Below are 25610 nucleotides of genomic sequence, written 5' to 3'. Positions count from 1 at the left end.
ATGAGGTACGGCCGCCGCGCCCCGGGGGCCGTATCTTCATTTGTCATTACATGCTGATGTCTGGAAGGTCACTTCATGATGTAAACCTGAGCCGAAGAAAGTCGACATGTTGCCGCTGGGAGCGGTCCATCTGAAGCGAGATACTCGACACTATGTCGGACCTTCTTGCCCGCCATCGCGCGGTTATGCCCAACTGGCTCGCTCTCAACTATGCCGAGCCCATCGAGATCGTCAGCGGCAAGGGCAACCGTGTCGTCGACGCTTCAGGCAAGAGCTACCTCGACTTCTTCATCGGAATCCTGACCAACATGATCGGGTACGACGTGCCCGAGGTGCGCGAGGCGGTCGAGCGCCAGCTCGCCACCGGTGTGGTCCACACGTCCACCGCGTACCTGCTGCGCGGTCAGATCGAGCTGGCCGAGAAGATCGCCAAGCTGTCCGGGATCAAGGACGCCAAGGTCTTCTTCACCAACTCCGGCACCGAGGCGAACGAGACGGCGCTGCTGCTCGCCACCTACGCCCGCAAGTCGGACCAGGTCCTGGCCATGCGGCAGAGCTACCACGGCCGCTCCTTCGGCGCCATCAGCGTGACCAGCAACCGGGCCTGGAAGAACAACTCGCTGTCGCCGCTCAACGTGCACTTCCTGCACGGCGCCGACCGGCACCTCACCCAGTTCCGCGGCATGTCGGACGCCGAGTACATCGCCGCGTGCGTCGAAGACCTGCGGCACGTGCTGGCCACCGGCGTGACCAACAACGTCGCGGCGCTCATCGCCGAGCCCATCCAGGGTGTCGGCGGCTTCACCATGGCCCCCGACGGCCTGTTCGCGGCGTACAAGGAGGTGCTGGACGAGGAGGGCATCCTCTTCATCTCCGACGAGGTCCAGACCGGCTGGGGCCGTACCGGATCCGCGTTCTTCGGCATCCAGAACCACGGCGTGACGCCCGACATGATGACCTTCGCCAAGGGGCTTGGCAACGGCTTCGCGGTCGGCGGCATCGTCGCCAGGGGCGACCTGATGGACGGGCCGCACGCGCTCGGCGTGGCCACCTTCGGCGGCAACCCCATCTCGATGGCGGCGGCCACGGCCACCCTCGACTACGTGCTCGACCACGATCTGCAGGCCAACGCCGCCAAGACCGGCGAGATCATCATGTCCGGCCTGCGCGAGGCCGCGACCCGGCTGCCGATCGTCAAGGAGATCCGCGGCAAGGGTCTCATGTTCGCGATCGAGCTCGCCGACCCCGTGACCAAGGCGCCCGCTCCGGCGCTGGCCGCCCGCTTCATGGAGGAGACCAGGAAGCTCGGCCTGCTCGTCGGCAAGGGCGGCCTGCAGGGCAGCGCCCTGCGCATGGCGCCGCCGCTCACCCTGACCGAGGACGAGGCCCGCGAGGGTCTGGAAATCATGATCACCGCTTTGGAGACCGTCAACGATGAAGCACGTTAACCACTGGATCAACGGGAACCGCGTCTCCGGCGGGGGCCGCACCTCCGAGATCTTCAACCCGGCCACGGGCGAGGTCGGCGGCACCGTGGAACTCGCGGCCGTCGAGGACGTGGACGCCGCCGTCGAGGCGGCGAAGGCGGCGTTCCCCGCCTGGCGTGACGCGTCGCTGGTCAAGCGGGCTGCGATCCTGTTCCGCTTCCGCGAGCTGATGGACCAGCACCGTGACGAGTTGGCCGCGCTGATCAGCGCAGAGCACGGCAAGGTGCACTCCGACGCGCTCGGCGAGGTCGCCCGCGGCATCGAGGTCGTGGAGTTCGCCTGCGGCATCCCGCACCTGCTCAAGGGCGGCTTCTCCGAGAACGTCTCCACCCGCGTCGACTCGTACTCCATCCGGCAGCCGCTCGGCGTCGTCGCCGGGATCACGCCGTTCAACTTCCCGGCGATGGTGCCGATGTGGATGTTCCCCGTGGCGATCGCCTGCGGGAACACGTTCATCCTCAAGCCGTCGGAGCGCGACCCCTCCGCGTCGCTGCTGATCGCCGAGCTGTGGAAGCAGGCGGGCCTGCCCGACGGCGTGTTCAACGTCGTCCAGGGTGACAAGGTCGCCGTCGACCGGCTGCTTGAGCACCCCTCCGTCGCGGCCGTCTCCTTCGTCGGCTCGACCCCGATCGCCCGGTACGTGTACGAGACGGGGACCGCGCACGGCAAGCGGGTCCAGGCGCTGGGCGGCGCCAAGAACCACATGCTCGTGCTGCCCGACGCGGACCTGGACCTGGTCGCCGACTCGGCCGTGTCGGCGGGCTTCGGCTCGGCCGGCGAGCGGTGCATGGCGATCTCCGTCCTGCTCGCGGTGGACCCGATCGGCGACGAGCTGGTCGACAAGATCGTCGAGCGGGTTCAGAAGCTGACGATCGGCCCCGGCGACGACCCGAAGTCCGAAATGGGCCCGCTGGTCACCAAGGTGCACCGCGACAAGGTGGCGTCCTACATCGACCTCGGCCAGGAGGAGGGCGCCAAGGTCGTGGTCGACGGCCGCGAGACGCCCGTTCACGGCGGCAGCACCGCGGCGGAGACCCCGGGCTTCTGGCTCGGCCCCACCGTGCTCGACCACGTGCCGGCCAACTCCCGGGTCCACCGGGAGGAGATCTTCGGCCCGGTCCTGTCCATCGTGCGCGTCAAGTCGTACGAGGAGGGCCTCGAGCTGATCAACACCGGCGAGTACGGCAACGGCACCGCGATCTTCACCAACGACGGCGGCGCCGCCCGGCGCTTCCAGAACGAGGTCGAGGTCGGCATGGTCGGCATCAACGTGCCGATCCCCGTGCCGATGGCGTTCTACAGCTTCGGTGGCTGGAAGGCGTCGCTCTTCGGCGACACCCACGTCCACGGCACCGAGGGCGTGCACTTCTACACCCGGGGCAAGGTCGTCACGTCACGCTGGCTCGACCCCTCGCACGGCGGCGTGAACCTCGGCTTCCCGACGAACGGGTGACGAACCGCTAGCGACCTCAGGACGCGCGTGGAGGGGGCGAAAACGCCCCCTCCACGCGCGTTTCTCATTGGATCCGGCCGACGCCGCAGAGGAAGTAGGACTTCACCTTCTCCAGCGGCGGCGCGAGGACCGGGCTGTCGGGCCGCCATTCGTGCAGGTTGACGATCCCCGGCGGGGCGACCTCGAGGCCCTCGAAGAACGGTTCGATCTCGCTGGACATCCGGGCGACGAACTGGGCGGACGCGCTGCGATAGATGCCCTCCACCTGGGGCGCGGCCTCCGGGCGCTCGTCGACGGCGACGTGGGAGAGGACCAGGTGGCTGCCGGGCGGCAGCTCGCCCCGGATCTCGGTGATGATGCCGGCCGGGTCGTCGGAGTCCGGGATGAAGTGGACGATCGCCAGCAGCAGCACCGCGATCGGCTCGTCGAAGTTCAGGTGAGCGCGGATCTCGGGGTGGTGCATGATCTCGGCGGGCTGCCTGAGGTCGCCCTCGACGACGAGCACCTGCGGGCTGTCCTGCAGCAGGGCGCGGGCGTGGACGAGCACCTGCGGGTCGTTGTCGACGTAGACCGTGCGGGCCTCGGGGTCGATCTCGGCGACCACCTGGTGCACGTTCCGCTGCGTCGGCAGACCGGCGCCGATGTCGAGGAACTGGCGGACGCCCTGCTCGGCGAGGTAGCGCACGGCGCGCTGGAGGAAGGCGCGGTTCTCCCTGATCCCGATCGGGATCTCCGGCACGTATCGCAGGACCTGATCGGCCGCGGCACGGTCGGCGGGGAAGTTGTCCTTGCCGCCCAGGTAATAGTCGTACATTCGTGCTGCATTGGGAGTATTCGGGTCAAACTCGACGCTCATCACGCCCCGATTCATCGCGGTCCCTCGCTCGCCGCCGTACCGGCGATTTCATTGCAAATGACGAGATATCTGGATATCTGAGGAAAAGCTAGCTTATCGGGATTAGTGGTGCCATGATCTTCGGGTGACTTCCCCGACTCGTGTGCTGGGCGCGCAGCTCGCCGACGGCATCACCAAGGGAAACATGCGGGCGCTGCTGTTCCTGGCGACCGCAGGCACCGCGGTGGTCTCCTTCCTGCCGTCGACCCAGCCGCACATCCTCACCACCATCCTCGGCGTGCCCGAGTCGGAGCAGGGCACGCTCGTCGGCGTGCTGACCTCGTCCGCCGAGCTCGCGATGATCCTCAGCCTGGCCTGGTACGGCGCGCTCGCCGACCGGTTCGGTCGCCGCCTCATCGTGGTCGGTGGTCTGGCGCTGTGCGCGATCGGTGCCCTGCTGTTCCCCTTCGCCGGCAACACCGCAGTCCTCATCGCCCTGAGGGTGATCTTCGGGCTGGGCGTCGCGGCCATCAACGCCATGCTCTCGACGATTGCCATCGACTACGTGCGTGAACGGTCGCGCGGCAAGTCGTACGGGCTCATCGGCGTCTTCGGCGGGCTCGGCGCGATGATCGCGGTACTGGTCGTGGCCAAACTGCCGCAGACCATGGAGAAGCGCGGCCTGGCTCCGGTGGCGGCGACCCGGGTGTCGTTCCTGCTGATCGCGGCGGGCATCCTGCTCGTCGCCGGCCTGCTCTGGGCGACGCTCTCCCGGGTTCCCGCCGTGGCCACCACCGAGCGCACGCCGCTGACCCGCCTGGTCCGTGAAGGGCTCGTGCTCGGGCGCGATCCCGGTGTCGCGCTGTCCTACGCCGCGTCGTTCGTCGCGCGTGCCGACCTCGCCATCGTCGTGAGCTTCCTGTCGCTCTGGATCGTCAAGTACGCCACCGCCGAGGGTGGGCTGTCCAGCGCCGAGGCACTGGCGAAGGCGGGCGCGGTCGTCGGCATCTCGCAGACCGTCGCGCTGCTGTTCGCGCCGGTGTTCGGCTGGCTGGGCGACCGCATGCGCCGCCAGGACCTGCTGATCCTGGCCCAGCTCATCGGTGCGGGCGCCTATCTGTCGACGCTGCTCGTCTCCGACCCGCTCGGCCCCAGCATGATGATCGTCGCCGTGCTCATCGGCATCGGCGAGATCGCCGGCATCACGACCGCCGGGCCCATGCTGGCGCAGCAGGTTCCCGCCGCCGTGCGCGGCTCGGCGTTCGGGGTGCACACCCTCTGCGGCGCACTCGGCGTCATGATCATCTCGGCCCTCGGCGGGGCTCTCCACGACGCGTGGCGTCCCGCGGGCCCGTTCGTGGTCGCCGGCGTCTTCGGCCTGCTCGTCGCCCTCTTCGGCCTCGCCGTACGGCACCGCATCACGGCCAGGGTCGACGACGACCCGGCCCGCGAGACGCTGCCGACCGGCTGAGCGTGGACTGATCGGCTGAGCGTGGGCTGGCCGGCGGACGGGAAAGCGCGAGCCTACGGGGCGGTGGCGGACGGCGTCTCCCCGCCCCGTCCCCAGTAGGCTCGTGGCGTCCGTCTCGTTAGGGGGTCCGCGTGGCGCTTCGTCCTACCCGCCGCCTGGCCGTCGCCGTGCCCGCCGCCCTGATCGGACTGCTCGCCGCGGCCTGCGGCACCACCGAGGCGACCACAGTGGGCATCGCGGGGGGAATCGCGGGGGGCATGGCCGCCGCGACGACCGCCGCCACCCCGGAGCCGGCGACCGCCCGGGCTTCCCAGCCGCACACCGCGCCAAGCGCGCTACCCGGTCCCAGACCGGCGGCCGCGCGGGAAACGGGCGGGCCGGGCACCGCCTCCGCGACGCCGTCCAAGCCCGTGAAGACCCCCACACCGGTCGCCTCGGCCGGTCCGGGGGAGGGCACGGTCGACGTCCTCGCCCTTCCGGGATACGCGGAATGGGGCGGCACCGACCCCAAGGTCAACTGGGTGACGCCGTTCCAGGCCAGCACCGGCTGCAAGGTCAACCTGCGCGGCTACGACGCCGCCGCGACGGCCGCGGGGACCCGGCCGCTCGATCCCGGCTCGTTCGACGTGATCGCCGCCCCGCCGGAGTTGGCGGGCAAGCTGATCGACGAGGGCACGGTCGCCCCGCTCAACACCTCTCTGATCACGGCCTACCACGACATCCCGAAGCAGCTGCGCCGGCTGGAGAGGCGCAAGGGCGACGTGTACGGCGTGCCGTACCTGTGGGGGATCAACGAGGTCCTCTACGACACCACGAAGGAGGGGCCGAAGACGGCGGCGGCTCTTTACGGCGGCACCGGCAAGGTCATGCTCAAGGACTCCCCGCTCACCATCGCCGACGCCGCCCTCGTGCTGAAGCGGAGGGGCGCCGACATCGAGGACCCCTTCCAGCTCACGCCGTCCCAGCTCGACGACGCGATCAGGCTGCTCTCCCGCGGCGCGTCGCCGGACCGCGTCTACTGGCGCGACCCCATCGAGGTCATCCAGGGGTTCGCCTCCGGTTCGGTACGGCTCGCGCAGGCCACGCCGTACCACCGGGACGTGCTGGCCCTCGGAGGCAGGCCCGTGGAGGCGGCGGGCGGTCCGGTGACCGGCTGGGCGGACGCGTGGATGGTGTCCTCGTCCGCCGCGCACCCGTCGTGCGCGTACGAGTGGCTCGACTGGACCAGTTCCACGACCGTGCAGAAGGAGGCGGCCGAGTGGACGGGGCTGGCCCCCGCCAACCAGGTCGCGTGCACCGGACGGACCAAGCGGATCTGCGCCGACTACGAGTCGTTCGACGACGTCTACTTCGCCTCACGCCCGTCCAAGGACTGCGGAGGGGGAAAGCGGGAGTGCGCGGGCTACGGCCAGTGGGTCGAGCGCTGGAAGCGGCTCGTGGGCTGAGCGGCGCCCCCTGCGGAGGCCGTGCCGCTCAGCATGTCCCTCAGCAGGCCGCTCAGGAGAACGCGCGGCTGCGGCGTTGCAGCGGGACCGCTCCCTCGGGAACGGGGAGCAGCGCCTCGGCGCAGTCGTCGCAGGCGTGAACGGGAGCGTCGTCCGGCAGCCGGCCCACCCGCACCCGCGGGCGGGGCCACTTCTTGTGGCACACCACGCAGGCGTCCCCTTCGATCTGGGTCGCGGTCAGGCCCGCGGGGTCGAACGTCGGCACGAGCCTTCCGGCCCCTTTCGGATCCCACCCCATCGCGTTCCCCCTTCGCATATCGGAACCGTTATAACGCGGTTACGCTTTGTGATCGATTAGGGCGATGTCAAGCAAGGGTTAAATCGCAGGCATGTGGCGGACCGTATAACAACAAAAGGGGCACCCAGCGTGAAGCCGGGTGCCCCTTTTTAAACCTTGTGTCCTATGCGACGGCGGCGATGGCCTTCTCCAGAATGGACAGGCCCTCCTCCAGCAGTTCGTCGGAGATGACGAGCGGCGGAAGGAAACGCAGGACGTTGCCGTACGTGCCGGCGGTCAGCGCGAGCAGGCCCTCGGCGTGGCAGCGGCGCGCGATCTCGGCAGTGGCGGCCGGGTTCGGCTCCTTGCCGCCGGGCTGGACCAGCTCGATCGCGATCATCGCGCCCCGGCCGCGGACGTCGCCGACGATCTCGAAGCGCTCCTTGAACGCGTTGAGCCGGGAGAGCATCACCTCGCCGATGTGCGCGGCGCGCTCGACGAGCTTCTCCTCCTCGATCGTCTCCAGCACGCCGAGCGCCGCCTCGCAGGCGAGGGGGTTGCCGCCGTACGTGCCGCCGAGGCCGCCACCGTGGACGGCGTCGAGGAGCTCGGCCCGGCCGGTCACGGCCGCCAGCGGGAGCCCGCCCGCGATGCCCTTGGCCGTGACGATGATGTCGGGGACGATGCCCTCGTGCTCGCAGGCGAACAGGTTGCCGGTGCGGGCGAAGCCGGTCTGGACCTCGTCGGCGATGAAGACGATGCCGTTGGCCTTGCAGAACTCGACGATCTTCGGGAGGAAGCCGGGGGCCGGCTCGATGAAGCCGCCCTCGCCGGCGATCGGCTCGATGACGACGGCCGCGACGTTCTCCGCGCCGATCTGCTTGTTGATCATGTCGATCGCCTGCGCGGCGGCCTCATCGGCGCAGTTCTCCGGCCCGGTCGGCCAGCGGAACGGGTAGGCCAGCGGCGCGCGGTACACCTCGGGAGCGAACGGACCGAACCCCTGCTTGTACGGCATGTTCTTGGCGGTCAGCGTCATCGTGAGCAGCGTCCGGCCGTGGTAGCCGTGGTCGAACACGACGACCGCCTGGCGGCCGGTCGCGCTCCTGGCGACCTTGACGGCGTTCTCGACGGCCTCGGCGCCGCTGTTCACCAGGAACGTGCGCTTCTCGTGGTCGCCGGGAGTGAGCTCGTTGAGCTTCTCGCACACCGCGACGTACGACTCGTACGGCGTGACCATGAAGCAGGTGTGGGTGAAGTCGGCGACCTGCTTCTGCACGCGCTCGACGACGCGCGGCGCGGCGTTGCCGACGCTCGTCACGGCGATGCCCGAACCGAAGTCGATCAGGGAGTTGCCGTCCACGTCCACGACCACGCCGCCGCCGGCCTGGGTGATGAAGACGGGCAGAGTCGTGCCGACGCCGGAGGGGACGGCGGACTGCTTGCGCGAGAACAGCTCGCGCGACTTGGGGCCGGGGATCTCGGTGACGAGGCGGCGCTCCTGGGGAAGTCCGGGGCCGCCGTGCGTGGCAGTGCTCATGGCATCGACGGTACGGCCAGCGCCCCGGCCTGCCGATGTGTCGCCGTGGCACAATGATTGGGTCTGTTTGTACCGGTTGGACAAGTCGAGGAAGCGATGGCGCCGACGCTGCGCAGGGTGACGGCGATGGCCCCCCTTCACCTGGAGGTTCTGGCCGGTTCCGGAGTGCTTGACCGGCAGGTCCGCTGGGTGGCGGTGAGCGAGCTCGAGGATCCCACACCCTTCCTGGAGGGTGGCGAGCTGCTCCTCACCACCGGCATGCGGCTCGGCCCCGACACCGCCCTGCCGTACGTGTCGAGGCTCGTCGCCCGCGGGGTCGCCGGGCTCGGCTTCGGCGTCGGCCTGAGCCACGAGGACGTGCCGCCCGAGCTGGTCACGGCCGCGGCGGAGGCCGGGCTGCCCCTCATCGAGGTGCCGAGGGACACGCCGTTCATCGCGATCGGCAAGGCGGTCAGCGAGCTGCTCGCGGCCGAGCAGTACGAGGAGATCAGCCGCGCCTTCGCCGCGCAGGGCCGACTGACCAGGGCCGCGCTCCAGGCGGAGGGCATGAACTCCGTCATCGAGCGGCTCGCCCGCGAGATCGACGGCTGGGCGCTGCTCCTCGACGCGGCCGGAGCCGTACGGCACGCGGCGCGGGCGGGGCGACCGGACGCGAGGGCTCGCGCCCTGGAGCCGGAGCTGGCGCGGCTGCGCACCCCCGGAGCGCCGTCGAGTATCGCCGTGTCCACGCCAGGCGACCATGTGATCGTGCAGCCGCTCGGCCGGCGCGGCTTCTTCGCCGTGGGCTCGGCGCGGCCGTTCACGCCCATCGGCCACACCATCGTCAACGCCGCCGGGTCGCTGCTCACCCTCGGCCTGGAGCAGGGGCGCGAGCAGCGGACGGCGGAGCGGCGGGTGCGCGCCGCCGTGCTCCGCCTGCTGCTCGCCGGGGAGCGGGCGGCGGCGGGCGAGACCCTCGCCGCGATCGGCGGCGAACTGCCCGCCGAGCCGTTCGTCGTCCTCGCCTGCGACACCGACGAGTCCCATGCCCAGGGCTTCCCACATCGGGACCTGACCGTGATGCTGACGCACGCGGAGGAGGCCGAGGAGGCCATCGCGCTGGCGTCACGGCGGGGGAAGGTCGGCGCCAGCGGGCCGGTCGGTTACGCCGAGCTGGCGCAGGGGATCGACCAGGCGGAACGCGCGCTGGCGTCCGCGGCTCCCGTGGCCAGGTTCCCCGAGCTGGCCGGACAGGGGCTGCTCTCCCTCCTCGACCCGGCCACCGCCGCGGCGTTCTCTTCCGCGTTGCTGGCGCCGCTGCGCGAGTACGGCTCACGCGCCGACCTGATCGAGTCGCTCAGGGCGTATCTCGCCTGCAACGGCCACTGGGACGCCGCGGCCCAGCGGCTCGGCGTGCACCGGCACACGCTGCGCTACCGGATGAGGCGGGTGAGCGAGCTGCTCGGACGGGACCTCGACGACCCCGCCGCCCGCGCCGAGCTGTGGATCGCGCTGAGCTGCGGTCCGCGCTGAGTTGGCGACGGCGCTGAGCTGCGGATCGCACTGAGGTGTGGACCGCGCCGGCGGCCGGGCTCAGCTCCGATCGGCCAGGAAGCAGCAGATCGTGGCGGTGGTCACGGTCTCGTACGTCTTGGCGTCCTGGAGGTGCCCGGCACGTTCCAGGCTGAGCGCTCCCTGGGCCGCGGCCCACACCGCGTCGGCGATCTTCCTGGGCTGGGTGGGCACGAGATAACCGGCCGCGATGCAGTCCGCGATCACCCGGTCGAGGATGTTCAACGCGGCGCGGGCCAGCGTCCTGGCCCGTTCGCTCGGCATGAACCCGGGGATGGCCTGCTCGAACATCAGGCTGTAGTAGCCCGGGTCGGCGAGCACGGCCTCCCGGTACGCGGGCCCGAGCGCGGTGAGGAACTCGAACGGGTCGCTGCGCGGGGGAACGGCGGCCAGGCGGCGGCGGACCCGCTCGAACCCTTCGAGATAGAGGGCCTCGGCGAGGCCCTCCTTGCTGCCGAACATCGTGTAGATCACGGTCGTCGAGCAGACGGCCTCCGCGGAGATCCTGCGTACGGTGAGGCTCTCCGGGCCCGTGGTGGAGAGCAGTCGGCTCGCGACGTCCAGGAGCCGGTTGCGGAGTTCGTCGTTGCTACTACGCTGCCCGAGCGCGTAGGCGCCCTGAAGACCCAAAGGCGCCGGCGTACCCATGAGCGACGAGCCCTTCCATCGATGGGGCCCGCGACGGACCCGGTTGAGACTTAACCACGCCGTTGGACTTTCAAACCGCTCCGAAACTGAATTCATCGCGAAATTGCGCCATATCTGTGACATAGCGTGGCAACACGGAGTTGTCCACATTGGCCAGGCATGGTCCGTGGATTGTGCGGCCCGGAGTAGCGCCGTGCGTGGCCGGTTGGCATAGCGTCGGAGACATGGACAGCAGCGCAAACGCCACCTCACCGATCCCCTTCTGGCTGGCCGGTCGTCCCGCGACGGGAGACGCCGAGCTGGAGGTGACCAACTCCCACGACGGTCGTGTCGTGGGCGTCTACTCCGTGCCGACGGTTGAGCAGGTCGAGCAGGCCGTGGCCGCCGCGGACGCCGTGCGCAAGCAGGCGGCGGCGCTGCCCATCCATGTCCGCGCCGACGCGCTCTCCCACGTCGCGCGCCGCCTCGCCGAGCGCGCGGAGGAGATCGCGCAGCTGATCAGCGGTGAGAACGGCAAGCCCATCTTCTGGGCGCGCGGCGAGGTCAACCGGGCGATCTCCACGTTCCGGTTCGCCGCCGAGGAGGCCCGCCGGTTCAGCGGCGCCGTCCAGCGGCTCGACACCGAGCCCGCCGCCCAGGGCCGCATCGCCTACGTCTCCCGCGTGCCGCACGGCCCGGTGCTCGCGATCACGCCGTTCAACTTCCCGCTGAACCTGGTCGCCCACAAGGTGGCCCCGGCCATCGCCGTCGGCGCCCCGGTCATCGTCAAGCCCGCCCCGGCCACGCCGCTGTCCGCGCTGGTGCTCGGCGAGATCCTGGCCGAGACCAACCTGCCCGAGGGCATGTTCTCCGTGCTGCCCGTGCCGAACGACCGGGCCGGCGCGCTCGTCGAGGACCCCCGCCTGCCGGTGGTCTCCTTCACCGGCTCGGGCCCCGTCGGCTACGCCCTCATGGACCAGGTCCCGCGCAAGCACGTCACCCTGGAGCTGGGCGGCAACGGCGCGGCGGTCGTGCTGGCCGACGCCGACCTGGACTGGGCGGCCGCGCGGGTGGCCCTGTTCTCCAACTACCAGGCCGGTCAGAGTTGCATCTCCGTGCAGCGCGTGATCGTCGAAGAAGCGGTGCGGGAGCGGTTCACCGAGAAGCTCCTCGCCGCCGTCGACGCCCTCGTCACCGGTGACCCGTCCGACGAGAAGACCCAGGTCGGGCCGCTGGTTTCGGTCGCGGCCGCCGAGCGTGTCGAGCAGTGGATCAAGGAGGCCGTCGAGGGCGGCGCCCGCGTCCTCGCCGGCGGCACCAGGGACGGCGCGGCGGTCGCCCCCACCGTGCTCGGCGACGTCCCCGCGGACGCCAAGCTGTCCTGCGAGGAGGTCTTCGGGCCCGTCATGATCATCCAGCCGGTCGCCTCGGTCGACGAGGCGTTCGCCGCGGTCAACGACTCCAAGTACGGCCTGCAGGCGGGCGTCTTCACCCGCAACCTCGACATCGCGTTCCGGGCCAACCGGGAGCTGGAGGTCGGCGGCGTGATCATCGGCGACGTCCCGTCGTTCCGCGCCGACCAGATGCCGTACGGCGGGGTGAAGCAGTCGGGCGTCGGCCGCGAGGGCGTGCTGTCGACGATGAACGACCTCACCCACGAGAAGGTCATGGTCCTCACCGGCGTGACCCTCTGATCCTCGGTCGCTCGTCCGTGACGCGCCTGGAAACCTAGCGAATCTTCTCGAAGCAGACGCTCTCCGCGTTGTTCGCGTACGCCCCGAAACGGGGGACGCTCGCGTAGCCGCTGGGGGAGTAGAGGCCGATGGCCTCCGCGAAGATCTGCCCGGTCTCCAGGCGCGGCGCGGTCAGCCCGTGCTCGCGGGCGAGCCGCGAGTTACGACTGCTGAGCGGTGTCGAAGACCTGCTTGACCTCGTTTCCGAAATACGGGCCGTACATGCTGCCATCGTCGTTGCTGTACTTGAAGCTGCTCACCGAGGTCAGAAGGCCCTGACCGGTGGCGGCGTCGAAGCCGCCGAACCACGGGCCGCCGCTCGCCCCGGCGGTGAGGTCGCACCGAAGCCCCTGGTCCTGGGTCTTCTTGTACGGATCGTCGTGCGGCAGGCCCGCGCAGTAGAGCAGGTGCTCGCCGTCGTACGGCGGGTCCGCCGGGAATCCGAAGGCGTACGTCTGCTGCCCGCGCGCCCCGTTGAAGCCGATGGCCTGCGCCCCCACGGCGTCGGCGAGGTGCTGACCGCCGCGGTCGTTCACCGCGACCATGCCCACGTCGAAACCGTCGTCCGCGTCCCGCGCCCACGGCCCGGCGACGAACATCCGCCGTGCCAGGTAGGAGCCGTACGGCTGCCGCCCCGAGTCGTAGCCGGGGACGAACGTCCAGTTCTCCGCCCAGGCGCCGGTGCCGTCCTTGACGCAGTGCCCGGCGGTCGCCACGACGTCCCTGTTGGCGCTGCGCACGGCGGTCCCCGAACAGACGAAGTCGACGCCCTTCAGGGTGAGGAAGATCCGGCCGACAGTGGTCCCGACGGCGCCTCCGCCGCTCCACTGCGAGCCGCTCGTCACCGTGTCCACGGATCTGTTCACCGTCCTGCGGGTCGCCGCGGGCCGCCGTGCGATCGTCCGCTGGTCCACCCCCAGCGGGCGCAGCGCTCTGACGGGCACGGCGGCCGGCGCGATCAGCCTCTCGGCGAGGGCGCCCACGCGCGTGACGGTGGTGGCGACCACGTCCAGCGGAAGCGCCCGGGTCATCCGCTCGGGTGTCCAGTACCCGCCGGGGGCTTCGGCCGCCGTGTACTCGACGACGTCGGCGGGATGAGTCCCCTGCGCGGGCGCTCCAAGGAGTTCGGCGACCAGGGCGGAAGCGGTGAAAACAAGGAAGCCGGGGGTCAGGCTGGGGGTCATGGAATGCGATTTTGCACTACGCAGAGTATTCTCGCCGCTACTTTTGGTGAATCCCGCCGTGTCGGGCCGACGCCGGGCCGACCCGGTTCCCCTGCCGCCCCGTCCGGCGGCGCTAGCGGGACAATGGGACGGTGACTCCTGAATCCAGCCCGCGCTCCGTCGTCCTTCTCGGCTCCACCGGATCCATCGGCACTCAGGCGCTCGACGTCGTCGCCCGAAATCCCGAGCGGCTCCGGATCACCGCGCTCGCCGCGGGAGGCGGCCGGGTCGGCCTGCTCGCCCGCCAGGCCGCCGAGTTCCGGGCCGAGGCGGTGGCCGTCGCGGACGCGTCGGCCGTACCGGCGCTGAAGGAGGCGCTGGCCGCGCACGGTGCCGCGCCCGCGGTCCTCGCGGGCGCCGAGGGAGTCGCCGAGGTCGCGGCGTGGCCGTCCGGCGGCGGCCTGGACGCGGGAGGCGGGCCGATCGTGCTGAACGGGATCACCGGTGCGTTGGGCCTCACCTCGACGCTGGCCGCGCTGGAGGCCGGCCGGGATCTCGCCCTGGCCAACAAGGAGTCGCTGATCATCGGTGGGCCGCTCGTCAAGCGGCTGGCCAAGCCGGGCCAGATCCTTCCGGTGGATTCGGAGCATTCGGCGCTCGCGCAGTGCCTGTGGGCGGCGGGCCCCTCGGGACCTGACGCGCGGGCCGTGCGGCGTCTCGTCGTCACGGCCAGCGGCGGGCCGTTCCGGGGCAGGAAGCGCGCGGACCTGTGGGACGTCACCCCCGAGATGGCGCTCGCCCACCCGACCTGGAACATGGGGCCGGTGATCACGATCAACTCGGCGACCCTGGTCAACAAGGGCCTGGAGGTGATCGAGGCGCACCTGCTCTTCGACATCGGGTTCGACCGGATCGAGGTCGTGGTGCACCCGCAGTCGGTCATCCACTCGATGGTGGAGTTCGTGGACGGCTCGACGGTCGCGCAGGCCAGCCCGCCCGACATGCGGCTGCCGATCTCCCTGGCCCTCGGATACCCCGAGCGCGTCCCCGGCGCCGCGTCCCCCGTCGACTGGACCCAGGCGCACACCTGGACCTTCGAGCCGCTCGACGACGAGGCATTCCCCTCCGTCTCGCTGGCCCGGCACGTCGGCACCCAGGGCGGTACGGCCCCTGCCGTCTACAACGCGGCCAACGAGGTGTGCGTGGAGGCGTTCATGAAGGGCGCCCTGCCGTTCCCCGGCATCGTGGACACCGTCGCCCAGGTGGTGTCCGAGCACGTGACCAGCCAGGCGTCCACGGTCGAGGAAGTGCTGGCGGCCGACGAGTGGGCTCGGTCCCGGGCCGCCGAGCTGACGGCCTGAGGGAAGCCCGGGACGGGCGTCGCGCCCGTCCCTGACCCGTACGACGTGTCGATCGCGACCGCGGTACAGGAGGGACATATGGGCCACCCGGCCAGAGATCTAGGCGGGACTCCCTAGACTGGGAGGGCCCGTACGGGGCCATCGCCCAAGACCCAAGGTGCTGAAATGTCTGTTGATCTCGGGATTCCCACCATCAGGACCCAGCCGATCGCCGCGCGGCGGGTGTCGCGGCAGATCATGGTCGGCTCGGTTCCGGTCGGAGGGGACGCTCCGGTCTCGGTGCAGTCGATGACCACCACGCTCACCGCCGACGTCAACGCCACGCTCCAGCAGATCGCGGAGCTCACCGCGGCGGGCTGCCAGATCGTGCGCGTGGCCGTGCCGTCGCAGGACGACGCCGACGCGCTGCCGATGATCGCGAAGAAGTCGCAGATCCCGGTGATCGCCGACATCCACTTCCAGCCCAAGTACGTCTTCGCCGCCATCGAGGCGGGCTGCGCGGCGGTCCGGGTCAACCCCGGCAACATCAAGAAGTTCGACGACAAGGTCGGCGAGATCGCCAGGGCGGCGTCCGACCACGGCGTGCCGATCCGCATCGGCGTCAACGCCGGCTCCCTCGACCCCCGCCTCCTCAGGAAGTACGGCAAGGCCACCCCTGAGGCGTTGGTCGAGTCGGCCCTGTGGGAGTGCTCCCTGTTCGAGGAGCACGGCTTCCGCGACATCAAGATCTCGGTGAAGCACAACGACCCGGTCGTGATGATCCAGGCCTACCGCCTGCTCGCGCAGAAGTGCGACTACCCCCTCCACCTCGGCGTCACCGAGGCCGGCCCGGCGTTCCAGGGCACCATCAAGTCGGCGGTGGCGTTCGGCGCGCTGCTCGCCGAGGGCATCGGCGACACGATCCGCGTCTCCCTCTCGGCGCCGCCGGTCGAAGAGATCAAGGTGGGGTGCCAGATCCTGGAGTCGCTGGGTCTGCGCGAGCGCGGCCTGGAGATCGTCTCCTGCCCGTCCTGCGGCCGGGCCCAGGTGGACGTCTACACCCTGGCCGAGCAGGTCCACGCCGGTCTCGACGGACTCAAGGTCCCGCTGCGGGTGGCCGTGATGGGCTGCGTCGTCAACGGCCCCGGCGAGGCGAGGGAGGCTGACCTCGGCGTCGCCTCCGGCAACGGCAAGGGCCAGATCTTCGTGAAGGGCCAGGTCATCAAGACCGTCCCCGAGTCGCAGATCGTCGAGACCCTCATCGAGGAGGCGCTGCGCCTGGCCGAGGAGATGGGCGTGGATGTCGACCTCGACGACGACGCCTCCGGCCCTCAGGTCATCGTCAGCTGACCGTTACACATCGCAAGGCCTCGGCTACAGACTGACAGGCATCCGCGAATGCGGAGCGTAGCCGTACGCTGACGCACGCGAAGCTTTCCTCTGCCGTGTGAGCAGAGGGAGCGTGCGGGTGAAGCGATTCATCGGAGTGGTCGCGGGCGTGACGGTGCTCGTCACCGCAGCTGGCGGAGCCGGGGTGGCGAGTGCCCGGCCGTGGACGGCGCCGGAGGCGATCAATTGGGGGCCGTGCGAGGAGGCGAGGCCGCAGACCGGCGCGCTCGGTGAAGCACTGGGGAGGATCGGCGACGCGGGCGAGCACGTCACCCGCCCGGTGGCCGGGCGGCGGCAGGCGCCCGTCGGCCAGGTGGAGTGCGGCACCCTCCGTGTGCCGCTCGACTACTCCGTGCCCGAGGGGCAGCAGATCTCGCTGGCGCTCAACCGGATCAAGGGGACGGCCCCCCTCGACGGCAACCACCTCGGCGTGATGCTGGTCAACCCGGGCGGGCCAGGCGCCTCGGGACGCGGGCTGGCCAGGTTCGTCGCGGCCTCGCTCCCGGCGGACGTCGCCGCCCGCTACGACGTGATCGGCTTCGACCCACGCGGGGTGGGGGCGAGCGAGCCCGCGCTGAGCTGCGTGGACTCCGCGCGCTACTTCGCGCCGCCCCGCGTGGACAACGTGCCGCGCGACGCCGCGGAGGAGCGGGCGCTGGTCGCCCGCGCCCGCGAGTACGCCGACGGATGCGGCAACCGGTGGGCCTGGTTCCTGCCCTATCTCACCACCGAGAACTCGGCGCGCGACATGGACGCGATCCGCGCCGCCCTCGACGAGGAGAAGATCAGCTACCTCGGCTACTCGTACGGCACCTACTTGGGGGCCGTCTACGCGACGCTCTTCCCCCAGCGGGTCCGGCGGCTGGTCCTGGACAGCGTGGTCGACCCCGCGGGTGTGTGGTACGACGCGAACATCGCGCAGGACTACGCGTTCGACCAGCGCCACCAGGACTTCCTCGACTGGATCGCGCGGCACGACGACGTGTACGGCCTCGGGCGGACCAGGTCCGGGCTCTCCTTCGCGTGGTACTCCATGCGTTCCCGGCTCAGGAGCCGCCCCGCGGGTGGCATCGTCGGGCCGAGCGAGCTGGACGACACCTACACCGTCGGCGCCTATTCGAGCGCCGTGTGGCCCCGGCTCGCCCAAGCGTTCGCCGACTACGTCAAGAAGGGCGACACCGCCGGGCTCGTCGCCGCCTACCGCGACCTGGCCGCGAGCGACGCCGCGGAGGAGAACAGCTACGCCGTCTACCTCGGCGTCCAGTGCCGCGACGCCGCGTGGCCCCGCGACTGGTCCCGCTTGCACGCGGACACCGTCCGGGTCGCCGCGAAGGCGCCGTTCATCGCCTGGCCGAACGCCGTCTACAACGCGCCGTGCGCGTTCTGGGCGGAGCGCGGCGGGACTCCCCCCGCGGTGGGGAGCGCGAAACTGCCTCCGGTGCTGCTGATCCAGGCCCGGCACGACGCGGCCACGCCGTACCAGGGGGCGCTCCGCGTCCGCGGGCTGTTCCCGACCGCGCGGCTGGTGACCGTGCCGGGCGGCGACCACGGCGTCGCGCTGGCCGGGAACGCCTGCGTCGACCGGAATCTCGCCGCCTACCTGCGGGATGCGACCACGCCGCCGAGACGGATCGGCCAGGGGCCCGACGCCGCCTGCCAAGGGGCGGTCGAGCCCCGTCCCGTCACTCCGCTGGCGTCGGGGGGCGCGAGCGGGCATCCGCTCCTGACCCGGCTGCTCATGGGACGCGTCCGTTAGGGAGCGTCTGACAAACGCTGCCCGCCGCGCGCGGCAGGGCATGATTTGTCAGACACGACCTAACTTCCAAAATCGAGGCAGTCGCGTAGGCTTGGCCCCGTGATGCTGCGTACTTCGGCGTCGCGCGTGCTCGACGACAACGATCGCGAAGAGGTGCTGGCGCTCCTCGACTCCGATCCGGTCGCCAACGTCTTCGTCGCCTCCCGGGTCAGGTCCGTCGGCCTGAGCCCGACCCGGCTCGGGGGGCAGATGTGGGGGTTCGGCCCGCGCGGCGGGCTGGTCTCGCTCTGTTACGCCGGGGCCAACCTCGTCCCGGTGAACGCCGGCCGGGAGGCCGTGCACGCGTTCGCCGACCGCGCCCGCAAGCAGGGCAGACGCTGCTCCTCGATCGTGGGCCCCGCGGGTGCCGTCGAGCAGCTCTGGGAGCGGCTGGAGCCGCACTGGGGGCCGGCCAGGGCGATCCGCTGGGCCCAGCCGGTGATGGCCATCAGCTCCGCGCCCGCCGTCGAGCCCGACCCGCTCGTACGCCGGGTCAAGCCCGAGGAGTTCGGCATCCTGCTGCCCGCCTGCGTGGCGATGTTCACCGAGGAGGTGGGCGTCTCCCCGGACAACGGGGACGGTGGCGCGCTCTACCGCTCCCGGGTCGCCGAGCTGATCCGCATCGGCAGGTCCCTCGCCCGCATCGACGACGGCAGGGTCGTCTTCAAGGCCGAGATCGGCGCGGTCACCCCGCGGGCCTGCCAGATCCAGGGCGTCTGGGTGGATCCGGAGCTGCGGGGGCGCGGCCACGCGTCGGCCGGAATGGCCGCCGTGGTCGAGCAGGCGCTGAAATACTTCGCGCCGCTGGTCAGCCTCTACGTCAACGACTACAACCTGCCCGCGCGGGCGGCCTATCGCCGGGTCGGTTTCCGCGAGGTCGACACCTTCATGTCCGTGCTCTTCTGACCAGCCGGTCCATCAGGTGGTCGAGCTCGGCCGCCGGGTCGAGGGTCAGGCCCGCATGGACCGGGCCCGTCTGGACGATCGTGCTCCGGGGGGCGGTCAGCCACCGGAACCTGCTGCCGGGCGACTCGTCGTCGAGGGGGCCGGCGTCGTCGCCGCAGGCCATCTCGTAGGCCGCGAGCGCGTGCCGTACGCCGGGGAGATCGACGGAGGAGCTGAGCGCGCGCAGCCGGTCCTCGTCCAGCTCGACACGGGCGCAGAGATAGCCGTGCGGCTGGCAGTAGAGGATGACCCCCGCGTTGATCAGCTCGCCCCGCTCGACGCTGGGGATCACGCGGATCACGGCGTACTCGTAGACGGCGCGGCTCATCGGCCCTCCACTCGCGTGGCACGCCAGAATCGGCCGATGGAGCCCTGCCGCTCGCGGGTGGCGGGCGGCGCGGTCGCCGGGTCGGGGAGCCAGTCGCGCGGGCCCCGCGCGCGGGCGAGGAGGTGCTCGACGTATCCGTTCCGTACGGCCTGGGGGTCGTCGAAGCCCGGCTCGGCCTCCAGCCACTCGTCGGGGACCAGCGCGGTCACCTTGTCGAGCAGATCACGGGTGACGCGGGGGGTCAGCTCGGCGTCGGCCGCGTCGAGCTCGGTGGCGTACGGCGCGAGGACATGGTCGCGCCCGTCGAACGCCCGCCGGGGGTTCGCGGACGGCCAGTTGTGGTGGAACCAGAGCGCGGCGCCGTGGTCGATCAGCCACACGTCGCCGTGCCAGACGAGGAGGTTCGGGTTGCGCCAGCTCCGGTCGACGTTGTGGATCAGGGCGTCGAACCAGAGCAGGCGGGAGGCGAACCCCGGATCGGGCTCCCAGCCGAGCGTGTCGAAGCCGAGGGCTCCCGGGAGGAAGTCGATCGCCAGGTTGTGGCCCGCGCTCGCGGTCAGCAGGTCCTGGATCTCCTCGTCGGGTTCCCGCGCGCCGAGCTGCGGGTCGAGGTCGATGACCTTCAGCTCGGGAGTGGCGAAGCCGAGGCTCCTGGCCAGCTCGGCGCAGATGATCTCGGCGACGAGAACGCGACGCCCTTGCCCGGCGCCCCGGAATTTCACGACATAAGTGCCGAGATCATCGGCTTCCACGACGCCGGGAAGCGAGCCGCCCTCCCTGAGGGGCGTCACATAGCGCGTCGCCGTGATCTGTTCCAGCACCCCGTAAGGCTATCGGCTGCCCGCCCGCGCCTCGCGCTCCCGGATATTGCTCCGCTACCGCCACATCTCGATCGGGGGTGGGGGCTTCGGGACGATCACAGTGCGTACGACGCTCTGTATGTCGCGCTCGCGGAGGCCCTGGACTGCCCTCTGGTGACCAGTGACGCGAGGATCGCGAAGGCGGGGTCGGCGCGCTGCCCGATCGAGGTGTCCGGATAGCGAGCCAGTTGTCCCGATTGCGCCCGATTGTGGCGGGCGTGATACGTATGGCGAATGTCGCGGCTCTCCCCCCTACGCCCGGAGGATCCACGGCGGCTCGGTGACTACCTCCTCGACGGGCGGCTCGGAGCGGGCGGCCAGGGAGTGGTCTTCCTCGCCACCGGCCCCGGTGGCTCACCGGTGGCGGTGAAGCTGCTCCACGCCCGCCTGATCGGCGGCGGATCCGAACGGCGCAGGTTCATCGGGGAGATCGAGGCCGTACGGCGGGTCGCCCCCTTCTGCACCGCGCAGGTCCTGGACGCGGACCTCGACGGTGACCGGCCCTACATCGTCAGCGAGTACGTCGACGGCGTCTCGCTCCAGGAGAACGTCACCGCCAACGGGCCGAGGTCGGACGGCGCCCTGGACCGCATCGCGGTCGGGACCGCCACCGCGCTCGCCGCCATCCACCGGGCGGGCGTGGTCCACCGTGATTTCAAGCCGGGCAACGTCCTCATCGGCGCGGACGGGCCGCGCGTCATCGACTTCGGCATCTCGCGCCTGCTCGACGCCACGACGACGACCGGCGGACCGGTCGGCACGCCCGCCTACCTCACACCCGAGCAGCTCAGAGGCGAGCCCGCCGGGCCCGCCGGCGACATGTTCAGTTGGGCGCTCACCGTGGCGTACGCGGCGAGCGGGCGGCACGCCTTCGCCGCCGACACGTACGCCGCGACCATGGGCAGGATCCTGTACGGCACGCCTGATCTCGGGCCCCTCGCCGGCTCGCTCCGGGAGATCGTGATCGCGTGCCTGGCGAGCGAGCCGCGCGACCGCCCCGGTGCCGAGGAGGTGCTGAGCAGGCTGCTCGACGGCGGGCCGGCGGCGGCCGCGACGACGGCGCCTGTGGCCGCCTCTGATGAGACGGGAGAGCGCGCGATCCGGGAGGCGAAGGGGACCGGGCGCCGACGCCGGTGGCCGGTCGCGGTGGCGGTGGTGGCAGCGGCCGCCGCGCTCGCCACCGTCGCCGGGGGAGCGGTCTTCCTGACGACCCGCGACGACGCCGCCGTGGGCGGTGGCGGTGGCGGCGGTGGTGGTGGTGCCGTCGCCCGCGAGAGTGACGAGGTCGCGAAGCGGGACCTCGACGGCATGTGGACCGGGGTGGCGCGATACCCCGAGGCCGCCCGGACGTTCCCGCTGGAGATCTATCTGTCCGGGTCCTCGCGCATGCGGTGGGGCGCCGACCTGCACTGCGAGGGACGCCTCACCAGGGAGCGGGAGAAGGAGGGCGACCTCATCCTGCGGCTGGATCGGGTGACCGGGAAGAGCTGCTATCCCGGGAGCGTCGTGTTCAGGCCCAAGGACGACCGGTCGGCCACGGTCGATGTGATCAAGAGCGGGAACGGGGAGATCGCGTACAGCGGCACCCTCGCGCGCGGACCCTGACCGGTTACGGCTTCCGGCCGACGCCGCCGACGATCGTCCAGGGCGTGCTCGCGGCGGTCCCGGCGGAGGGTTCCGCGGCACGCCACTCCCGCACGTTCGCCAGCCCGGGTTCGACCAGCTCCAGACCGGAGAAGAAGCCGCCGATGGCCGCGCGGGTACGCGGAGTGAGCGGTGCGCCCGCCATCCGGAACCCCTGCTGGGCGGTCGCCATGACCTCCGTCGTCGACTCCAGGGCGGTGTGGGAGACGACCAGGTGGCCGCCGGGCACCATCGCGTCGCGCAGTCGCTCGACGATCGCCCCCGGCCCCTCGTCGTCCGAGATGAAGTGCAGGACGGCCACGAGCAGGACGGCCACCGGTTCGTCGAAGTCGATCAGCTTCGCGGCGTCGGCGAGGATCGCCTCGGGGTCACGCAGGTCGCCCTGAATGACCGCGACCTCGGGAGCGCCGCCCAGAAGCGCCTGTCCGTGGGCCACCACCAGCGGGTCGTAGTCGACGTAGACCACGCGACTGCCCGGGGCGCACTCATGGGCGACCTCGTGGACGTTCTGCCGGGTCGGCAGGCCGGTGCCGATGTCGAGGAACTGGCGGATGCCGCGCTCCTCGGCCAGGAAGCGTACGGCCCGGCCGAGGAAGTCCCGGTTGGCTCGCGCGGTGAGAGGGGCCAGCGGGTTCGCCGCGAGCATCCGCTCCGCGGCCTCGCGGTCGACGGCGTAGTTGTCCTTGCCGCCCAGCATGTAGTCGTAGATGCGTGCGCCATTGGGAATGGTGGTGTCCACGCCGGTCGGGGCCGGCCGTTCCTCGGGTGCCACGGTGGCTCCTTCCAGGGGGGGCGTCATGATCGTAACCAGCCGGGCACGGTTCCGGCCAGATCAGGATTCGTAGATCGCGAGGGCGGCGCGGACGACGGTCTTCTCGACCAGCTCACCGGGCACCTCGACGGTCTTGACCGCGGCGGCCTGCACGCAGCCGAGCACCGCCCAGGCGCGGACGCGGCTCGCGTCGTCCGGGTCGGCCCCGGCCAGTCGCGCGTACAGCTCGTCGCGGAAGGTCCGGATCGCCTCGCCGGGAGAGCCGGGAGGGGCGTCGTCGGCTCCGCCGATGTCCTCCATCAGCAGCCGGATGACGGTGCGGTGCCGTATGGCGAAGGAGACCAAGGCGCGGATGTAGGCCGGGCGGTCGCCCTCGAAGTCCGTGCCGAGCAGCCGCAGCATGTCCTCCGCCGCCGGCGTGATCAGCTCGGCGGCCAGGCGGTCCTTCGGATGGAAGTGGTACGCCACGGCGGTCTTGGTCAGGCCCACCGCCGCGGCGATGTCGGCCAGGGACGTGGCGGCGTATCCCCGCTCGGCGAACAGCTCACGGGCGGCGGCCAGGATGCGGGATCGGGTGTCATTTCCCGGGTCAAATGTGGCCATCGTCTCATTTCCGGAAGAGGTGCAGCATTCAGTGTGATTCGCGTCTTACGCTCGTCCTGTACGACCGTACAGGACGAGCGTTTCAGGGATATGACGGGCGGGTTCCCATGAGTTCGGTGCTAGGACGTCTCGGCGGCTGGTGCGCCCGGCACGGGCGGCTCGTGCTCGCGCTCTGGGTGCTCGCGGCGGGCCTGCTCACCGCCGTCACCATGGTCTTCGGCAGCCCGGTCAGCAACGACGTCGCCATCCCCGGCACGGACGCGCAGCGGGCGCACGAGCTGATGCGCGAGGGCTTCGGCCCGGGGTACGACGCCGGTGGCACCGTCCAGCTCGTCCTGTACACCGAGGAGGGCACCCTCCTGTCGAAGGATCGCGAGAAGGCCGTCGGCGACGCGGTGGCCCGGATACGCCAGGTGCCGCACGTTGTCGACGTGCAGCCGCCGTACCGGCTGGGCGGCATGGCGTCCAACCAGCGGATCGGCATGATCACGGTGAAGCTGGAGGGCCAGAACAGCGCCAAGCAGGGCGAGACCGCGCACGAGCTCGTCACGGCGGCGGCGCCCGCGGCGGAGGCGGGCATCGAGGTGGTGGCCGCGACCTCCGGCTCGCCGGCCGACAAGGAGATCAAGACCGGTGTCAGCGAGATCATCGGCGTGGCCGTGGCGCTGCTGGTCCTGTTGTTCGCCTTCGGCACGCTGGTTGCCGCGCTGATCCCGATCTTCACCGCGTTGATCAGCATCGGCGTCGGGCTCGGCGTGATCGGCCTGCTCGGCCACGTCGTGGACGTGCCCAAGTCCGCCTCGATCATGGCCACGATGATCGGGCTCGGCGTCGGCATCGACTACGCGCTGTTCCTGCTGTCGCGGCACCGCCGGCTGCTCGCCGACGGCGTGCCGGTCCAGGAGTCGGTCCGGCGCACGGTGGCGAGCTCCGGCGGCGCGGTCCTCTTCGCGGGCGGCACGGTGGTCATCGCGCTGAGCGCGCTGATGCTGGCCGGGTTCCCGATGCTGCGCACGCTCGGCTGGATCACCGGCATCTCCGTCGTGTGCGCCGTGCTCACGTCGATCACGCTGGTGCCCGCGCTGCTCGGCCTGCTCGGGCACCGCGTCAACGCGCTGCGGCTGCCGCTGGTGGGACGCGTCGCGGGGCGGCACGGGTCCGCCGGCGGCTGGGCCGCGCTCGGGAACTGGGTCGCCCGCCGCCCGTGGCGGGTCCTCACGGCCACCGTGGTCGCGCTCGCCGCGCTGGCGGCCCCGGCGGCGGCGCTGAAGCTCGGCGCGCTGGACCAGGGCTACTCGGACCGGGGCAGCTCGGAGCGCCGGGCGTACGAGCTGGTGTCGGTCGGGTTCGGGCCCGGCGCGAACGGCCCGCTCATCGTCGTCGCCGAGCTGGACCGGAAGATCGCCGACACCACCCCGGCCGATCCCGTCGTCCAGGACCTGACCCGGCGGCTCCAGCGCACCGACGGGGTCGCGCACGTGTCACCGCACAAGGTCAACGAGAACGGCCGCTCGGTGCTTCTGCAGGTGATCCCCGAGTACGCGCCGAGCGATCCGCGCGCGCTCGACGTGGTGTCCCGGGTGCGGGCGTTGGAGGTGCCGGGCGCGCGCGTCCACGTGGGGGGCGAGGTCGCCGGGCTGGCGGACGCGGGGGACCGCATCATGAGCAGGACCCCGCTGGTGGTCGCGGTCGTGGTGCTGCTCAGCGCGCTGCTCCTGCTGCTCGCGTTCCGTGCCCCGCTGGTGGCGATCAAGGCCGCTCTGATGAACCTCGTCTCCCTCGGCGCCGCGTTCGGGGCGCTGGCTGTCGTGTTCTCCTTCGGCGTGGGCAGCCGGCTCGTCGGCATGGATCCGCCGTACTCGCCGGAGGGGTCCTTCGTGCAGACGATGTTCTTCTCCGTGCCGATCGACACCTATGTCCCGCTGATGCTGTTCGCGGTGCTGTTCGGGCTGTCGATGGACTACGAGGTGTTCCTGCTCACGGCGGTACGCCAGGCGTACACGCGGACCGGGGACAACCGGGCGGCCGTCGCGGAGGGGCTGGGATCGACCGGCCGGGTGATCACTTCCGCCGCACTGATCATGGTGGCGGTGTTCACCGCGTTCGTGGCCTACCCCGATCCGCTGGTGAAGGTGTTCGGCGTCGGGCTCGCGGTGGCGATCGCCGTGGACGCCACGATCATCCGCGGCTTCCTGGTGCCCGCCACGATGGTCCTGCTCGGGCGGCTCAACTGGTGGATCCCGCGCTGGCTGGACCGGATCCTTCCGAACATCTCCATCGAGGGACATGAGGACGAGCCGGCGGACGCCGCACGGACGCGGGAGCCCACTGAGGCCGGTCGCCGCTGACGGC

21 protein-coding genes are annotated in these 25610 nt (G+C 71.1%); 12 read left to right on the top strand and 9 right to left on the bottom strand.

Features of this window, described 5'->3' with window-relative positions:
• Positions 1-152: 152 nt before the first annotated feature.
• Positions 153-1448 carry an aspartate aminotransferase family protein gene (locus QSK17_RS10925; RefSeq protein ID WP_285704493.1) on the top strand — a complete coding sequence of 432 codons (1296 nt, stop codon included), beginning with the start codon at positions 153-155 and terminating at the stop codon, positions 1446-1448.
• Complete coding sequence (locus tag QSK17_RS10920; protein ID WP_285704492.1) at positions 1435-2940, top strand: CoA-acylating methylmalonate-semialdehyde dehydrogenase; 1506 nt, start codon at positions 1435-1437, stop codon at positions 2938-2940. The genes QSK17_RS10925 and QSK17_RS10920 overlap by 14 nt, the downstream gene beginning before the upstream one ends.
• Positions 2941-3004: 64 nt before the next feature.
• On the opposite strand, the gene QSK17_RS10915 is transcribed toward QSK17_RS10920, so the two are convergent.
• On the bottom strand, positions 3005-3796 hold the full coding sequence (locus tag QSK17_RS10915; RefSeq protein WP_285704490.1) for an SAM-dependent methyltransferase: 792 nt from the start codon (positions 3794-3796) through the stop codon (positions 3005-3007).
• Between the two features lie 124 nt (positions 3797-3920).
• Between QSK17_RS10915 and QSK17_RS10910 the strand changes: the two genes are divergently transcribed.
• Both QSK17_RS10910 and QSK17_RS10905 read left to right on the top strand, forming a co-directional pair.
• Positions 3921-5246, top strand: a complete 1326-nt coding sequence (locus QSK17_RS10910; protein WP_285704488.1) for an MFS transporter — start codon at positions 3921-3923, stop codon at positions 5244-5246.
• A 131-nt stretch (positions 5247-5377) separates the two neighbouring features.
• Positions 5378-6691 carry an extracellular solute-binding protein gene (locus QSK17_RS10905; RefSeq protein WP_285704487.1) on the top strand — a complete coding sequence of 438 codons (1314 nt, stop codon included), beginning with the start codon at positions 5378-5380 and terminating at the stop codon, positions 6689-6691.
• 52 nt (positions 6692-6743) lie between these two features.
• Here the strand turns inward: QSK17_RS10905 and QSK17_RS10900 are convergent, their stop codons facing one another.
• On the bottom strand, positions 6744-6956 hold the full coding sequence (locus QSK17_RS10900; protein WP_502889182.1) for a hypothetical protein: 213 nt from the start codon (positions 6954-6956) through the stop codon (positions 6744-6746).
• 196 nt (positions 6957-7152) lie between these two features.
• Entirely contained in the window at positions 7153-8508 is a 1356-nt protein-coding gene (gene gabT, locus QSK17_RS10895; RefSeq protein ID WP_285704484.1) for a 4-aminobutyrate--2-oxoglutarate transaminase, read from the bottom strand.
• Between the two features lie 126 nt (positions 8509-8634).
• Here gabT and QSK17_RS10890 point away from each other — a divergent pair, with 126 nt between their 5' ends.
• Positions 8635-10020, top strand: coding sequence for a PucR family transcriptional regulator (locus QSK17_RS10890; protein WP_285704483.1), 1386 nt, complete (start codon positions 8635-8637; stop codon positions 10018-10020).
• 60 nt (positions 10021-10080) lie between these two features.
• Here QSK17_RS10890 and QSK17_RS10885 read toward each other — a convergent pair whose 3' ends face one another.
• A complete protein-coding gene (locus QSK17_RS10885) occupies positions 10081-10689 on the bottom strand; it encodes a TetR/AcrR family transcriptional regulator (protein ID WP_285704482.1) in 609 nt (202 codons plus the stop codon).
• A gap of 242 nt (positions 10690-10931) precedes the next feature.
• On the opposite strand from QSK17_RS10885, the gene QSK17_RS10880 reads away from it, so the two are divergent.
• A complete protein-coding gene (locus tag QSK17_RS10880; protein WP_285704480.1) occupies positions 10932-12380 on the top strand; it encodes an aldehyde dehydrogenase family protein in 1449 nt (482 codons plus the stop codon).
• Between the two features lie 200 nt (positions 12381-12580).
• Here the strand turns inward: QSK17_RS10880 and QSK17_RS10875 are convergent, their stop codons facing one another.
• Entirely contained in the window at positions 12581-13603 is a 1023-nt protein-coding gene (locus QSK17_RS10875) for a trypsin-like serine peptidase (protein ID WP_285704479.1), read from the bottom strand.
• Between the two features lie 131 nt (positions 13604-13734).
• Here QSK17_RS10875 and dxr point away from each other — a divergent pair, with 131 nt between their 5' ends.
• The 4 genes from dxr to QSK17_RS10855 all read left to right on the top strand — a co-directional run bounded on the left by dxr (position 13735) and on the right by QSK17_RS10855 (position 19012).
• A complete protein-coding gene (gene dxr, locus QSK17_RS10870) occupies positions 13735-14943 on the top strand; it encodes a 1-deoxy-D-xylulose-5-phosphate reductoisomerase (RefSeq protein WP_285704478.1) in 1209 nt (402 codons plus the stop codon).
• A 165-nt stretch (positions 14944-15108) separates the two neighbouring features.
• The gene (ispG, locus tag QSK17_RS10865; RefSeq protein ID WP_285704476.1) at positions 15109-16272 is read left to right on the top strand and encodes a flavodoxin-dependent (E)-4-hydroxy-3-methylbut-2-enyl-diphosphate synthase; all 1164 of its coding nucleotides are present in this window, start codon (positions 15109-15111) and stop codon (positions 16270-16272) included.
• 118 nt (positions 16273-16390) lie between these two features.
• Complete coding sequence (locus QSK17_RS10860; protein ID WP_285704475.1) at positions 16391-18067, top strand: alpha/beta hydrolase; 1677 nt, start codon at positions 16391-16393, stop codon at positions 18065-18067.
• A gap of 102 nt (positions 18068-18169) precedes the next feature.
• Positions 18170-19012 carry a GNAT family N-acetyltransferase gene (locus QSK17_RS10855; RefSeq protein ID WP_285704528.1) on the top strand — a complete coding sequence of 281 codons (843 nt, stop codon included), beginning with the start codon at positions 18170-18172 and terminating at the stop codon, positions 19010-19012.
• Here QSK17_RS10855 and QSK17_RS10850 read toward each other — a convergent pair.
• Together QSK17_RS10850 and QSK17_RS10845 are read right to left on the bottom strand one after the other, a co-directional pair.
• Positions 18993-19379 (bottom strand): DUF3037 domain-containing protein, encoded by a 387-nt coding sequence (locus QSK17_RS10850; RefSeq protein WP_285704473.1) that lies wholly within the window; start codon positions 19377-19379, stop codon positions 18993-18995. The genes QSK17_RS10855 and QSK17_RS10850 overlap by 20 nt on opposite strands.
• Positions 19376-20200, bottom strand: coding sequence for a HipA family kinase (locus tag QSK17_RS10845; protein WP_285704471.1), 825 nt, complete (start codon positions 20198-20200; stop codon positions 19376-19378). The genes QSK17_RS10850 and QSK17_RS10845 overlap by 4 nt, the downstream gene beginning before the upstream one ends.
• A gap of 273 nt (positions 20201-20473) precedes the next feature.
• Here QSK17_RS10845 and QSK17_RS10835 point away from each other — a divergent pair, with 273 nt between their 5' ends.
• Complete coding sequence (locus QSK17_RS10835) at positions 20474-21844, top strand: serine/threonine-protein kinase (protein ID WP_285704470.1); 1371 nt, start codon at positions 20474-20476, stop codon at positions 21842-21844.
• Between the two features lie 4 nt (positions 21845-21848).
• Here QSK17_RS10835 and QSK17_RS10830 read toward each other — a convergent pair whose 3' ends face one another.
• A complete protein-coding gene (locus QSK17_RS10830) occupies positions 21849-22655 on the bottom strand; it encodes an SAM-dependent methyltransferase (RefSeq protein ID WP_285704469.1) in 807 nt (268 codons plus the stop codon).
• Positions 22656-22715: 60 nt separating this feature from the next.
• Positions 22716-23258 carry a TetR/AcrR family transcriptional regulator gene (locus QSK17_RS10825; protein WP_285704468.1) on the bottom strand — a complete coding sequence of 181 codons (543 nt, stop codon included), beginning with the start codon at positions 23256-23258 and terminating at the stop codon, positions 22716-22718.
• Between the two features lie 107 nt (positions 23259-23365).
• On the opposite strand from QSK17_RS10825, the gene QSK17_RS10820 reads away from it, so the two are divergent.
• On the top strand, positions 23366-25606 hold the full coding sequence (locus QSK17_RS10820; RefSeq protein WP_285704466.1) for an MMPL family transporter: 2241 nt from the start codon (positions 23366-23368) through the stop codon (positions 25604-25606).
• Positions 25607-25610: the final 4 nt, after the last annotated feature.

Source organism: Microtetraspora sp. NBRC 16547 (assembly GCF_030268965.1).
Taxonomy (GTDB): domain Bacteria; phylum Actinomycetota; class Actinomycetes; order Streptosporangiales; family Streptosporangiaceae; genus Microtetraspora.
Note: the sequence above shows the minus strand (reverse complement) of the source record. Positions and strands in the feature narration are given on the sequence as shown.

Excerpts from the sequence above, each read along its gene's own strand:
- QSK17_RS10925 (WP_285704493.1), top strand. The coding sequence starts at position 153 with ATGTCGGACCTTCTTGCCCGCCATCGCGCGGTTATGCCCAACTGGCTC.
- QSK17_RS10920 (WP_285704492.1), top strand. The coding sequence starts at position 1,435 with ATGAAGCACGTTAACCACTGGATCAACGGGAACCGCGTCTCCGGCGGG.
- QSK17_RS10915 (WP_285704490.1), bottom strand. The coding sequence starts at position 3,796 with ATGAGCGTCGAGTTTGACCCGAATACTCCCAATGCAGCACGAATGTAC.
- gabT (WP_285704484.1), bottom strand. The coding sequence starts at position 8,508 with ATGAGCACTGCCACGCACGGCGGCCCCGGACTTCCCCAGGAGCGCCGC.
- QSK17_RS10890 (WP_285704483.1), top strand. The coding sequence starts at position 8,635 with ATGGCCCCCCTTCACCTGGAGGTTCTGGCCGGTTCCGGAGTGCTTGAC.
- QSK17_RS10880 (WP_285704480.1), top strand. The coding sequence starts at position 10,932 with ATGGACAGCAGCGCAAACGCCACCTCACCGATCCCCTTCTGGCTGGCC.
- QSK17_RS10875 (WP_285704479.1), bottom strand. The coding sequence starts at position 13,603 with ATGACCCCCAGCCTGACCCCCGGCTTCCTTGTTTTCACCGCTTCCGCC.
- ispG (WP_285704476.1), top strand. The coding sequence starts at position 15,109 with ATGTCTGTTGATCTCGGGATTCCCACCATCAGGACCCAGCCGATCGCC.
- QSK17_RS10855 (WP_285704528.1), top strand. The coding sequence starts at position 18,170 with ATGCTGCGTACTTCGGCGTCGCGCGTGCTCGACGACAACGATCGCGAA.
- QSK17_RS10850 (WP_285704473.1), bottom strand. The coding sequence starts at position 19,379 with ATGAGCCGCGCCGTCTACGAGTACGCCGTGATCCGCGTGATCCCCAGC.
- QSK17_RS10835 (WP_285704470.1), top strand. The coding sequence starts at position 20,474 with ATGTCGCGGCTCTCCCCCCTACGCCCGGAGGATCCACGGCGGCTCGGT.
- QSK17_RS10825 (WP_285704468.1), bottom strand. The coding sequence starts at position 23,258 with ATGGCCACATTTGACCCGGGAAATGACACCCGATCCCGCATCCTGGCC.
- QSK17_RS10820 (WP_285704466.1), top strand. The coding sequence starts at position 23,366 with ATGAGTTCGGTGCTAGGACGTCTCGGCGGCTGGTGCGCCCGGCACGGG.